This is a genomic window from Bartonella bilalgolemi (genome assembly GCF_023500045.1).
Taxonomy (GTDB): domain Bacteria; phylum Pseudomonadota; class Alphaproteobacteria; order Rhizobiales; family Rhizobiaceae; genus Bartonella; species Bartonella bilalgolemii.
This window is the reverse complement of the sequence record NZ_JAMCOF010000002.1, coordinates 84,877-97,775: the sequence shown is the minus strand read 5'-3', so window position 1 is coordinate 97,775 and position 12,899 is coordinate 84,877. Positions and strand designations below refer to the sequence as shown.

The 12,899-nt window shown below is 34.4% G+C and carries 8 protein-coding genes; 6 read left to right on the top strand and 2 right to left on the bottom strand.

The window, feature by feature from the left end:
- Positions 1-116: 116 nt before the first annotated feature.
- The 6 genes from M4Z11_RS01790 (at position 117) to M4Z11_RS01765 (ending at position 10,060) form a co-directional block, all read left to right on the top strand.
- Entirely contained in the window at positions 117-1,349 is a 1,233-nt protein-coding gene (locus M4Z11_RS01790) for a mechanosensitive ion channel family protein (RefSeq protein WP_249675396.1), read from the top strand.
- A 347-nt stretch (positions 1,350-1,696) separates the two neighbouring features.
- Complete coding sequence (locus M4Z11_RS01785) at positions 1,697-1,948, top strand: GlsB/YeaQ/YmgE family stress response membrane protein (protein ID WP_249675392.1); 252 nt, start codon at positions 1,697-1,699, stop codon at positions 1,946-1,948.
- A gap of 533 nt (positions 1,949-2,481) precedes the next feature.
- A complete protein-coding gene (carA, locus tag M4Z11_RS01780; RefSeq protein ID WP_249675389.1) occupies positions 2,482-3,672 on the top strand; it encodes a glutamine-hydrolyzing carbamoyl-phosphate synthase small subunit in 1,191 nt (396 codons plus the stop codon).
- 630 nt (positions 3,673-4,302) lie between these two features.
- Positions 4,303-7,788, top strand: a complete 3,486-nt coding sequence (gene carB, locus M4Z11_RS01775; protein WP_249675384.1) for a carbamoyl-phosphate synthase large subunit — start codon at positions 4,303-4,305, stop codon at positions 7,786-7,788.
- Between the two features lie 261 nt (positions 7,789-8,049).
- Positions 8,050-8,259 (top strand): cold-shock protein, encoded by a 210-nt coding sequence (locus tag M4Z11_RS01770; RefSeq protein WP_249675382.1) that lies wholly within the window; start codon positions 8,050-8,052, stop codon positions 8,257-8,259.
- A gap of 598 nt (positions 8,260-8,857) precedes the next feature.
- Positions 8,858-10,060 carry a pyridoxal phosphate-dependent aminotransferase gene (locus M4Z11_RS01765; RefSeq protein WP_249675379.1) on the top strand — a complete coding sequence of 401 codons (1,203 nt, stop codon included), beginning with the start codon at positions 8,858-8,860 and terminating at the stop codon, positions 10,058-10,060.
- Between the two features lie 669 nt (positions 10,061-10,729).
- Here M4Z11_RS01765 and M4Z11_RS01760 read toward each other — a convergent pair.
- Together M4Z11_RS01760 and trxB are read right to left on the bottom strand one after the other, a co-directional pair.
- Positions 10,730-11,635, bottom strand: a complete 906-nt coding sequence (locus M4Z11_RS01760; protein WP_249675376.1) for a LysR family transcriptional regulator — start codon at positions 11,633-11,635, stop codon at positions 10,730-10,732.
- A 58-nt stretch (positions 11,636-11,693) separates the two neighbouring features.
- Positions 11,694-12,641, bottom strand: a complete 948-nt coding sequence (gene trxB / locus M4Z11_RS01755; RefSeq protein WP_249675373.1) for a thioredoxin-disulfide reductase — start codon at positions 12,639-12,641, stop codon at positions 11,694-11,696.
- Positions 12,642-12,899 lie beyond the last annotated feature (258 nt).

Below are 12,899 nucleotides of genomic sequence, written 5' to 3'. Positions count from 1 at the left end.
AAATTCTTTATTTGCATTTTAATTACTTTAAAGCATAATTCCAATACTTCCTCTTAAATAATAAATGAATTTCTAAACGAATAACCACATATGATTCAAAAATGGAGACAACAAAAGTGCCTAAATTTCTTGTTCAATATCCATCACTAGAAATGATCTCTTGGTTAATTTTTCTAGTTCTCATTGCACTTTTAGTTAATTTTTTAACACGTATCTTACTTATTCGCGGAAAAAAACAACTCGCTACTTTTCTCCATCAAAATACAACTACCGACATTGAAAATATTACTAAATACATAGCTCATATTGCGTCGGCTTTTATTCTTTCAACGGGTATCAATTTTATATCTACATTGCCCAATATACTCAGTACAATTATCCGAAATGTTTCTAATGCCTTTATCATTTTTATCGTTGCTTTAACAATTTCTGCTCTTTTCAATATCATTAATACCTTTTACGAGCAAAGACCTGCAGCGAGGTTAAAGCCAATAAAAGGATACATTCAAATAGCTAAAATTGCGCTTTTTACTCTTACTGCTATTTTTATATTGGCCACATTAATAGACCGATCACCTCTTATCCTTTTTTCTGGTCTTGGTGCAATGGCAGCTGTTTTGATTTTGATCTTTCAAGATACATTACTTTCTCTTGTTGCAGGAATTCAAATTTCATCTACCGATATGGTACGTGTCGGAGATTGGATTGAAATTCCTAATCTTGGCGCGGATGGTGATGTCATTGAAATTGCTCTCCATACTGTGAAAGTTCAAAACTTTGATAAAACAATTACCACAGTTCCTATCCGTAAACTGGTAACTGATCCTTTTAAAAACTGGCGTGGTATGCAAGAATCAGGTGGGCGACGTATCAAACGATCCTTATTTATTGATCAAGCAAGTATCCGCTTTCATACAAAAAAAGAAGAGGAATATTTGGCGCGATTTAATCTACTAGAAAACTACTTTGCACAAAAAATACCAGAAATTAACGAATGGAATACTCGCTTAGAAAAAAATCACAACATACCAGCCAATACTCGCCGTTTAACTAATATCGGGACTTTCCGAGCTTATGTGTTATCTTATCTAAGAGAGCATTTAAATATCAAAAAAAATACACCTTTAATGACACGGCAATTACCTCCTACGCCGAATGGCTTACCTTTAGAAATTTATTGCTTTACGAATACCACCATTTGGGAAGAATATGAACAAATTCAAGCTGATATTTTTGATCACCTTTATTCTGTTCTTCCTGATTTTGGTCTCAAAATTTTTCAAAATCCATGTGGCTATGACTTAACACGTGCAAGCTATAATCTAAAAAATACACTGAAAACAAAATAAAATAATAAACTTTAATCAAGTTTATTCTTTAAAAGAACTTAGAGTCATAAAATAACAATTTATTCAATTTAGAAGAACGAAGAATACTGCAAAATTCTTATCTAAGAGATCTTTTTGTGCAAATAAACAGCTAATCCTTACTTTCTTTGAAAGAATGATTATTTTTTCAGTATAGATTGAATTCAGTCATTGCGTAAGAAAATCAGTACAAAAAAACCATCATAAACTTCTAAACAACAAGCTCTCTTTAAATTAAGACAACAAATAAGTCTTGACCTTGAAACAACTTACTCTAATTTCTACTTCAGTTAAAGATAATAGTTTAAGTTTAGACATAGGAGAGTGGAATGGAAAATACGTATATCAGCTGGATCTTAGCTATTATTATTGGTGGACTTTCAGGTTGGATTGCACAATATTTTATGAAAAGTAGAACAGGGATATTTTTAAATATTATCTTAGGTATTGTTGGTTCTGCATTAGCCAGTTTCCTTCTAAGCTTTTTAGAAATTAATCTTGCTGGTTGGCTTGGTTATTTAATTTCCGGCTTTATCGGAGCCTGCATCCTTATATGGATTGGCAAAAAAGTTCGATCATAAAATACTTACTCATTTTTTTAAGAGTGTTCTCTACTGCCTTTTAAAGCAAATTAGGCCCTATTTTTGTTGTTGAACTATAGCGATAACAAATTCGGGGTGTAATTGCGTTATTTATAACTCTTTTACAACATTACCTAGTAAAAAAATAATACCTCGCATAGCATTTCTTTACGGTATTTCGATTTTCCATATCGTATATTTAGTTTTCCTTCAAACCGAACAAAATCCTATGCAATGTTTTCCCCATCAATTCAATGAAGAAAAGTTCACAACTCATAACCCCTCACTGTTTTTTTGCTTCATTCTTTTTTGCTTTATTCTAAGTAATTAATTTCTCTATAAATAATATAGAATAAAAAATAATTCATAATACAGTTTTAGAAAACCCAAAACTGGATCTTTACCTCCTTATAGAATATACTTATACTTTAAATCTAAGTGAAAATTACAATATACAGCATTTATTATAGTTGCGCGATTTTTGCATGACTTTGAGTATTATGCATTCAAATAGCAAATTGTGAGCCCAAACGATGACACAAACCATCTCGCTTCCCAGTCCTTGGAGCACAAATAAACCTACAGCTCTTTTGGTTTTAGCTGATGGTACAGTGATCGAAGGTAAAGGTGCAGGTGCTACAGGAATTGTTGAAGCCGAAGTATGTTTTAATACCGCCATAACAGGCTATGAAGAAATCCTCACAGATCCATCATATACAGGACAAATCATTAATTTCACTTTTCCTCACATTGGTAATGTAGGAGCTAATCGAGAAGATATTGAAGACCTTACACCCCTCAATTATCATGGCGCAGTTGGTGCTATTTTCAAAGCAGATATTACGGGTCCTTCTAATTACCGTGCACATGAAAATCTAAATCAGTGGCTTAAAGAACGAAAAATTATTGCACTTTACGATATTGATACACGAGCATTAACTACTCTTATCCGCGAAAAAGGTGTACCAAATGCCATCATTGCTCATGATCTAAATGGAAATTTTGATATTAATGCTTTAAAGAAGCGTGCACAAAAATGGTCTGGTCTTATCAATCTTGATCTCGCAAAAGAAGTAACATCAAAGCAATTGATAGAATGGAACGAAAAACCGTGGAAATGGAATAAAGGTTATAGTTTAAATAGCAAACGTAATTTTCACATTGTCGCAATTGACTATGGTATTAAACGCAATATTCTCCGCCTTATATCGGCTTTGGGTGCACATATAACTATTGTGCCAGCATCCACAAATGCAAGTAAAATTCTATCTATGAATCCTGATGGTATTTTTCTTTCTAATGGTCCTGGAGACCCAACTGCTACAGCCAAATACGCTGTTCCAACCATCAAAACGCTCATCGATCGTAACATACCACTTTTTGGCATATGCCTTGGTCATCAACTGCTTTCTCTTGCCGTGGGAGCTAAAACCATAAAAATGCATCAAGGGCATCATGGCGCCAATCATCCTGTTAAAGACTTTACTACCGGCAAAGTCGAAATTGTATCAATGAATCATGGTTTCACTGTAGATAAAACATCGCTACCACAACATGTTGAAGAGACACATATCTCCCTATTTGATGGTTCAAATTGCGGTATTCGAATTATTGAAAAACCGATCTTTTCTGTTCAATATCATCCTGAAGCCTCGCCTGGGCCTCAAGATAGTCATTATCTCTTTCAACATTTTCGCAATTTGATTATGGATTATAAAAAATAACCTAATCGCATAGCTTTAGTATCTAGATTCTGCTTATAACTTATATAAAACTTGTATTTTCTGCGAACTGGTATGAGTAATTCCTGACCATTTACCAAAGATACTTTATTAGGCATAATGATCATAAAAGATAATTTACTATAAACTCCTATACTGCTAGAAACAGTGTTATGGTTACTCTTGAACCTGTCTAATACAAAATCTGCCTTCAACAGTATTATAGCCAAAACCAGCTCCATAATCATATTTAGATATAAGTTATGTTTGAAATATCACAATGATTACCATTATAGCCATTTAAAAAATTATTTACTGATATACAATATAATAATGTTTCAACATATTTTTATAATACATGTTAGATTAGCAAAAATATAATGCTTTAAATATCTTCTATTTCAGCTAACATTGCTGAAATCTACTTATACTTTGACCTTTTGATTTTAAAATCAGTTAACCATTATTTATAAAAGCATACTATTCTCAAACATTATCCGCAAAGAAAAAGTATAAAAAAGATATTTTATGGATTACTTTCTTTGTCTATTAACCTATAAAGTGAGTTTAGCCAAAATTCTAATATTTCTGCCTACTACAACTGCGCATAGATGTTTGCCATAGGAAAAAGCCATGCCAAAACGTACAGATATAAAGTCTATTCTTATCATTGGAGCAGGACCTATTATTATTGGTCAAGCATGTGAATTTGATTATTCAGGCACACAAGCCTGTAAAGCCTTAAAAGAAGAAGGCTACCGAATTATCCTGGTGAATTCTAATCCTGCTACTATTATGACTGATCCGGATTTGGCAGATGCAACCTACATTGAGCCCATTACTCCAGAAATAGTTGCTAAAATTATTGCTCATGAACGCCCAGATGCACTTTTACCAACAATGGGAGGACAAACAGCACTTAATACTGCTTTATCTTTAAAGCGAATGGGAATTTTAAACCGCTATAATGTTGAAATGATCGGCGCCAATGCTGACGCTATTGATAAGGCAGAAGATCGTGCTCTATTTCGTAAAGCAATGGCAAAAATTGGTTTAGAAACACCGCGTTCTATATTAGCGAATGCAACTGAGCTCAAAGAAGAAGATCGCCGATTATATGAAAAATCATATAATAAACTTAAAAATGAACTTTCCGGTGATGCATTTGATCAAGCGTTAGAAAAGCTTGAACAAAATTGGTGTAATACAGAAGCTAATCGCAAGCAACATTATATAGCTCATGCCACTGCAAAAGCGGTTCAAGCTCTTGATATTATTGGACTTCCAGCCATTATCCGTCCCTCATTCACACTTGGTGGCACAGGTGGTGGCATTGCTTACAACCGCTCTGAATTTTACGAAATTATCGAACGTGGACTTGAAGCTTCACCAACAACAGAAGTTTTGATTGAAGAAAGTATTTTGGGATGGAAAGAATACGAAATGGAAGTTGTTCGTGATCAAAAGGATAACTGTATTATTATCTGTTCCATTGAAAACATTGATCCCATGGGTGTTCATACCGGTGACTCTATCACTGTTGCCCCTGCTCTTACTTTAACCGATAAAGAATACCAAATTATGCGGAATGCCTCAATTGCTGTACTTCGTGAAATTGGTGTTGAAACTGGTGGATCTAATGTACAGTTTGCCGTCAATCCTGAAAATGGCCGCTTAATTGTTATTGAAATGAATCCACGTGTTTCTCGTTCTTCAGCGCTTGCTTCAAAAGCCACTGGTTTTCCAATTGCAAAGATAGCAGCTAAATTAGCAGTTGGTTATACGCTTGACGAATTAAAAAATGACATTACAGGCGGTGCAACACCAGCATCATTTGAGCCTGCTATTGACTATATTGTCATCAAAATCCCTCGTTTTGCCTTTGAAAAATTTCCTGGTTCATCGCCTGTCTTAACTACCGCGATGAAATCTGTTGGAGAAGTTATGGCAATCGGTCGTACTTTCCAAGAATCTTTACAGAAAGCACTCCGTGGACTTGAAACAGGTCTTACGGGTCTTGATGAAATCATACTCCCTGAACACGCTGAAGGTGATGAAAAAAATTCTATCCGTTCGGCTATTGCCATCCCAAGTCCCGACCGTTTACGTTATATAGCGCAAGCGATACGTATGGGCTTATCCTTGAACGAGATTCACCAAATAAGCAAAATTGACCCATGGTTTTTGGAACAAATAGCGTCTATCATCGAAGCAGAACAGCGTATTCGTATCTATGGACTTCCCCATGATGCAGATAATTTACGCATGTTAAAAGCTATGGGTTTTTCAGATGCACGCTTAGCAAATCTTGCTGGAAAAACGCCAGATGATATTTTTGCCTTACGACAATCCCTAAATATCAAAAGTGCTTTCAAACGAATTGATACCTGTGCAGCCGAATTTTCTTCACCTACAGCGTATATGTACTCAACATATGAAAGACCCTTTGCAGGTACGGAGTGCTCAGAAGCAAACATTTCTGAACGCAAAAAAGTTGCTATTTTAGGTGGCGGTCCAAACCGAATTGGTCAGGGCATTGAATTTGACTATTGTTGTTGCCATGCAGCCTTTGCTTTGCGAGATGCAGGCTTCGAGGCTATCATGATTAACTGTAATCCTGAAACTGTCTCAACAGACTATGATACCTCTGATCGTCTTTATTTTGAACCTTTAACAACTGAAGATGTTTTAGCAATTTTAAAAACAGAGCAAGAAAAAGGTGAATTAGTCGGAGTTATCGTTCAATTCGGTGGACAAACACCATTGAAATTGGCAAGCGCACTCGAAAAAAATAATATTCCTATTTTAGGCACCTCACCTGATGCTATTGATCTTGCAGAAGATAGAGATCGTTTTCAAAAATTGTTGTGCCAACTTAATTTAACACAACCCCAAAATGGTATTGCTTATTCAGTTGAACAAGCACAACTCATAGCCGACGAACTAAATTTTCCATTAGTTGTACGCCCCTCTTATGTTTTAGGTGGGCGTGCTATGCAAATTATTCGAGATAAGCGTGACTTGCAGAATTATTTGTTCGAAATAGTTCCTGAATTAGTACCAGAAAATATTAAAGCTTGTTATCCTCACAACAAAACAGATCAGGTCAACACATTGCTTTGTAAAAATCCGCTTCTATTTGATACCTATCTAACAGAAGCTATAGAAGTTGATGTTGATTGTTTGTGTGATGGAGAAAAAACACTAGTTGTTGGTATTATGGAGCACATTGAAGAAGCAGGTATCCATTCTGGTGATTCAGCGTGTTCTTTACCAGTCCGCACACTTTCACATAAATTGGTTAATGAATTAGAGAATCAAACAAAAGCTTTAGCAAAAGCACTACGCGTTTGCGGCTTAATGAATGTACAATATGCTATCAAAAACGAAACAATTTATGTCTTAGAAGTCAATCCTCGTGCTTCGCGCACTGTTCCATTTGTTGCAAAAACTATTGGTCGACCAATTGCTAAAATCGCAACACGTATTATGATCGGAGAAAATCTCCAAAGTGCACTTAAAGCTTATGGTGGAGTACCGTCTACGCCACAAAAACCACATATTGCTGTTAAAGAAGCAGTCTTTCCTTTTTCCCGTTTTTCAGATGTAGATACACTACTTGGCCCTGAAATGCGTTCAACAGGTGAAGTAATGGGACTTGATTATGATTTTGCTCTTGCTTTTGCTAAAGCACAGCTTGGAGCTGGTGTTGATCTTCCTAAAGAAGGCACTTTATTTGTTTCTGTGAGAGATGAAGATAAAGAACGTATCTTAAAACCTGTCAAATGTTTAATCGAGCTTGGTTTTTCTGTTTTAGCAACAATTGGAACACAAAAATTTCTTGCTGAAAACGGTATTAAAGCAGAAAAAATTAATAAAGTTCTAGAAGGCCACCCTCATATTGAAGATGCTATTCGTAATCTAAAAGTTCAATTAATTTTTAATACAACTAATACTGCTAGTGCCATTTCAGATTCCAAATCATTGCGCCATGCAGCACTTATGCAAAAAGTTCCTTACTACACAACAGTAGCCGGAGCTGAATCAGCAGCACAGGCCATTCGAGCACTCAAAACTAGTAATCTTGAAGTGCGTTCTTTGCAAAACTATTTTACTTAAAGTTTTCCCTACTCACCCACAAAATATAATATCTTTTATTTTCTTTATCAATCTTTGATTAATGTAACAAAAAATTAATAGGGCTTGCTTTATATCAAAAAACTTTTTATAGTCTTCTCTATCGTATTTTTGGTTACGCGATTCTTTCTTTTCTGTGCAATCGCACTTCTGATGAAATCTCTCCCGCCTAATTTCGATTTAAACTCGTAGTGAGAATTTTAAATCTCAGTACATAATATTATATATACTAAGGAATTTCCTATGTCTACAGGAACAGTTAAATGGTTCAATACAAACAAAGGTTTTGGTTTCATTCAGCCTAATGATGGAAGTGCAGATGTATTTGTACATATTTCCGCTGTTGAACGCTCTGGTTTAAATGACCTTAATGAAGGACAAAAAATCTCTTATGATGTTCTTCAAGATCGTCGTTCAGGAAAATTTTCTGCTGGAAATCTTTCTGCTCTTTAAAATTTGAGTATCTCATAAAATATCTCGCCTTCATAGGCGAGTTTTTTAATTATCATAAAATATTGATTATTTTTTCTTCCAATTATTTAAGTTGTTTCTTTCTTTTATTTAAATTAATCATCACTAATTTAAATAAAAATATGACACATAAACCAGTAACTATAAAAAACTTTATTATTGAATAATAACAAAAAAAACCAAGCAAATAAGAAATTTAATAAAATCACACTGTTCTACAAAACAAAAAATTTTAATATATTTTATTCTTCAATCAACCAGTCATCTTCACCTTCTCAATCAACTTTATCTGCTTAATCTCATCCACCAAATTATACGCTATCAATCAGGTTGCTTATATAATTTGATGTGTCTTTTAGAAATAAAGTCAAATAAATGCCTCATTATCAGCATAAAAGAAGATTTATTCTTGAATTGATTTTTCAAAATTTCCTCAGTATAAAAAATTAAAGTCACTAAATCTGAATTTACAATAAAATTTGCTGGCAGTTTTCTTGCAGTTTTATGTTTTCTACGACATAATCTTTTATGTATTTTATAATTAAGAGTTTCCTGCCTAATATTATAAGGAATTGAAACGATGGTTTTCATTGCTGATAAGCTTTCTTCCATCAAGCCCTCTGCAACAATTGCTGTAGCTCAAAAAGTACGTTCTCTAAAAGCTTTAGGTCGTAATATCATCTCTTTAAGTACTGGAGAACCAGATTTTGATACACCAGATAATATCAAAAATGCTGCTATTGAAGCTATTCGACGTGGAGAAACAAAATATACGCCCATATCTGGTATTCCAGAATTGCGTCAAGCTATTTCTGTAAAGTTTAAAAGAGAAAATAATCTTACTTATACACCAGAACAAATCATTGTTGGCACAGGTGGCAAACAAATTCTCTTTAATGCATTAATGGCAACTTTAAACAAAGGTGATGAAGTTATTATTCCATCTCCTTATTGGGTTAGTTATCCTGAAATGGTTGCTCTTAACGGTGGTAAATCTGTTTTCGTAGAAACAAAAGCTGAATTTTTTTATAAACTTCAACCACAAGATCTAGAAGCTGCCATCACCCCAAAAACTAAATGGTTTATTTTTAACTCTCCCTCGAATCCATCAGGTGCTGCGTACACAAACGATGAATTAAAAAAATTAACCGATGTTTTAATGAAATACCCTCATATTTATATTCTCACCGATGATATATATGAGCATCTAACATATGGAGATTTTACTTTTGTCACTCCAGCTCAAGTAGAACCGCAACTCTATGACCGTACACTGACAATGAATGGTCTTTCAAAAGCCTATTCCATGACAGGGTGGAGAATTGGTTATGCGGGTGGTCCACGTGAATTAATTAAAGTTATGGATATTATTCAAGGTCAACAAACATCTGGTACAAGTTCCATTTCACAATGGGCAGGTGTCGAAGCACTTAATGGTCCACAAGACTTTATCGCTAAAAATAAAAATATCTTTCAAACACGCCGAGATCTTGTCGTTTCTATGCTCAATCAAGCCTATGGTATTGATTGCCCAACACCTGAAGGTGCATTTTATGTCTATCCGTCCTGTGCAAAGCTTATTGGTAAAAAAACACCTCAAAACAAAATCATTACAAATGATGAAGATTTCGTAACAGCTCTTTTGGAAACAGAGTCCGTTGCTGTAGTTCATGGATCTGCTTTTGGACTTGGACCAGCATTTCGTATTTCCTACGCAACATCAGATGAAATACTTGAAGAAGCCTGTTTTCGTATTCAGCGCTTTTGTAACAGTTTGTCCTGAAATTATGATCATCATCTATCCAGGTAGTATTAATGAATTTAAAATAAATGATAGCTCTAATTATTGAATGTATTTTAATAAAAGAAAAAAAGAATGTTTTATTATTCAAGATGAACGATAAATTAGCTTAATAATACAACATAAACATTAAATGATATAAGTTCATAACGGAAATAATACTTTTTTATATTCTCGAAATTTCTCAAAACGATATTAAAAAAGATAGCAGATAGATTATATATATATTAGGTATTATTGCACATCAACAAGAGATAACAGAAATTCTTAATAGGATAAGATTACTCGCACGCCTTTTGATTATTCCCTAATAAAAAAGATGATCTATAAACTGTCTACTCTCTTTAGTGTTTTAAATTTTTCAGGTTTGTAAATAAGTGTACGATTAAACCCTAACAAACATAAAAAATAAAAGTAGCTATAAAAAAGTTCAAAAAGATTTTTTTAGAAATGAAAAACCGGGCTAAAACCAGCAAATTCAGAAGATCTTGAGAGATAAATTAACCCTATAGATCCTCAAAGAAACCACTCAAGAAAACTTAATAGGACGAAATATAACTAAGAGATAATATTTTCTTCCATTTTACAAAAATAAACACATAGCTCATTAGATTATTCACCTCTACCCTTCAATAATCTATAAAATATTATTTAAAAGGACCATTTGCGTGCTTTTAAAAAGATATAATCTCTAAAAACATTCAATTTTGCTGAATTCTTCAAAGCAACAGGATAACAAAAAAAAGTATCAAAAGAAGGAATATCACTCATATCAGGAAAAAGACGTATAAGTTTCTCATCATTATTCACAATATAATCAGGAAGTACAGCAATACCAAGATCGTGCATAAGTGCATTTTTGATTGAAATAATGTTATTAATTTGCAAAATTGAAACACGCACGGAATCATCACTTTTCCCAGCTCTTTGCAACCAATTCAAGCCAACCAAATAAGGTGGCACAGGCTCACCAAATGAAATAATGCGATGCTGATCCAATTCAGATAATTTTTCTGGCTTACCATAATTTGCAATATAATTTTCTGAAGCATAAACATGCATATGAACTGTAAATAATTTTCTTTGTATAAGATCAGGCTGTTGAGGCTGATGTAAACGAATAGCGCAGTCTGCATAACGCATTGTCAAATCAAGCTCTTCATCATCAAACAAAAGCTGAATTTGCATATCAGAATACAGACTCAAAAATTCAGGTATATGCTCCGCAAGCCACCCTGCTCCTATTCCAAAAGTCGACGTTACACGTAAATGTCCTGTTGGTTTTTCACAGCTTTCACTTAATTGCAGACGCGTATTTTCAAGCTTCATCAAAATATCATGGGCTGTACGATAAAGTATTTCGCCCTGCTCTGTTAAAATTAAACCGCGTGCATGACGCTGAAATAAAGGCACTCGAACATCTTGCTCTAAAGCTGAAACTTGTCTCGAAATTGCCGATTGAGATAAATGAAGCCTTTGAGCTGCATGTGTAAACGAACCTGCTTCTGCCGCAGCATGAAAAACTCTTAATTTATTCCAATCTAATGGCAATGACACAATTTTCCTCCTAATTTTTAAACGTTATTTATAAAAACTACCTTTTTGAGATGTACATCTATGAATCCAAAAACCGTTCCACCTCTAACGCTGCCATACATCCTCTCCCTGCTGCAGTTACAGCTTGACGAAATAAATTATCAGCGACATCCCCTGCAGCAAAAACGCCAGGGATACTTGTTGCTGTTGAATCAGGTGCAGTCCATAAGTATCCCCCTGTTTTTTGTTTTAATTGCCCCTCAAATAAAGAAACAGCAGGATCATGACCAATGGCAATAAATATTCCATCCACATCCATTTGCATTTTTTGACCTGTTTTTGTATTTTTTAGACGCGCACCTGTTACAACAGCCCCCATTGGAGACTGAACAGGCAAACCAATAATTTCTTCCACTATATGATCCCAAATAACGCGAACATTATCACGAGAAAATAGCCTATTTTGCAAGATTTTTTCTGCTCGAAAATGATCGCGCCTATGAACCACACATACACTTTTAGCCAAATGAGATAAATAAAGAGCTTCTTCAACAGCTGTATTGCCACCACCTACCACAATTACATCTTTACCACGATAAAAAAAACCATCACAAGTAGCACAAGCAGAAACACCACCCCCCATAAAGGTTTGTTCACTTTCCAAACCAAGCCAACGTGCCTTTGCTCCTGTTGCAATAATTAGCGCATCACAACCATACTGCGCTCCTGAATCCCCAGATAAAATAAAAGGACGCTTAGATAAATCAGCCTTTACAATATTATCATAAACAATTTTTGCACCCATATTTTCTGTTTGCTTTGCCATTTGCTCCATCAACCATGGCCCCTGAATTGGATCAACAAAACCTGGATAATTTTCAACCTCAGTTGTAATTGTCAACTGCCCCCCTTGCTGCGTTCCAGTAATTAACACTGGTTTAAGCATTGCTCTAGCAGCATAGATAGCCGCTGTATAACCAGCAGGTCCGGAGCCAATAATAAGAACACGACTATGCAATTGCACCATAAAATTCCTTTTTTCGGCCTTTGATTAAAGTTTATAAGTTTATAACAAAATACGTCTTTAAAAATACATTTTTTAAGAACTCGAATTATGGCAAAGTTATATTTTTTCAAGATCGATTAAAAGTGCATTGCCAATTTATCATAGTTTGCTTAATATAAGCATATAAATTCTAATTAGGGAAACATTATAATAAAAACAATTAGAGACAAGGAGCGATTATTTTTCAGTTTATTATTAACATTTGCGCACGGTTTGCAT

Coding starts and splice junctions, on each gene's coding strand:
- M4Z11_RS01785 (WP_249675392.1), top strand. CDS start 1,697: ATGGAAAATACGTATATCAGCTGGATCTTAGCTATTATTATTGGTGGA.
- carA (WP_249675389.1), top strand. CDS start 2,482: ATGACACAAACCATCTCGCTTCCCAGTCCTTGGAGCACAAATAAACCT.
- carB (WP_249675384.1), top strand. CDS start 4,303: ATGCCAAAACGTACAGATATAAAGTCTATTCTTATCATTGGAGCAGGA.
- M4Z11_RS01770 (WP_249675382.1), top strand. CDS start 8,050: ATGTCTACAGGAACAGTTAAATGGTTCAATACAAACAAAGGTTTTGGT.
- M4Z11_RS01765 (WP_249675379.1), top strand. CDS start 8,858: ATGGTTTTCATTGCTGATAAGCTTTCTTCCATCAAGCCCTCTGCAACA.
- trxB (WP_249675373.1), bottom strand. CDS start 12,641: ATGGTGCAATTGCATAGTCGTGTTCTTATTATTGGCTCCGGACCTGCT.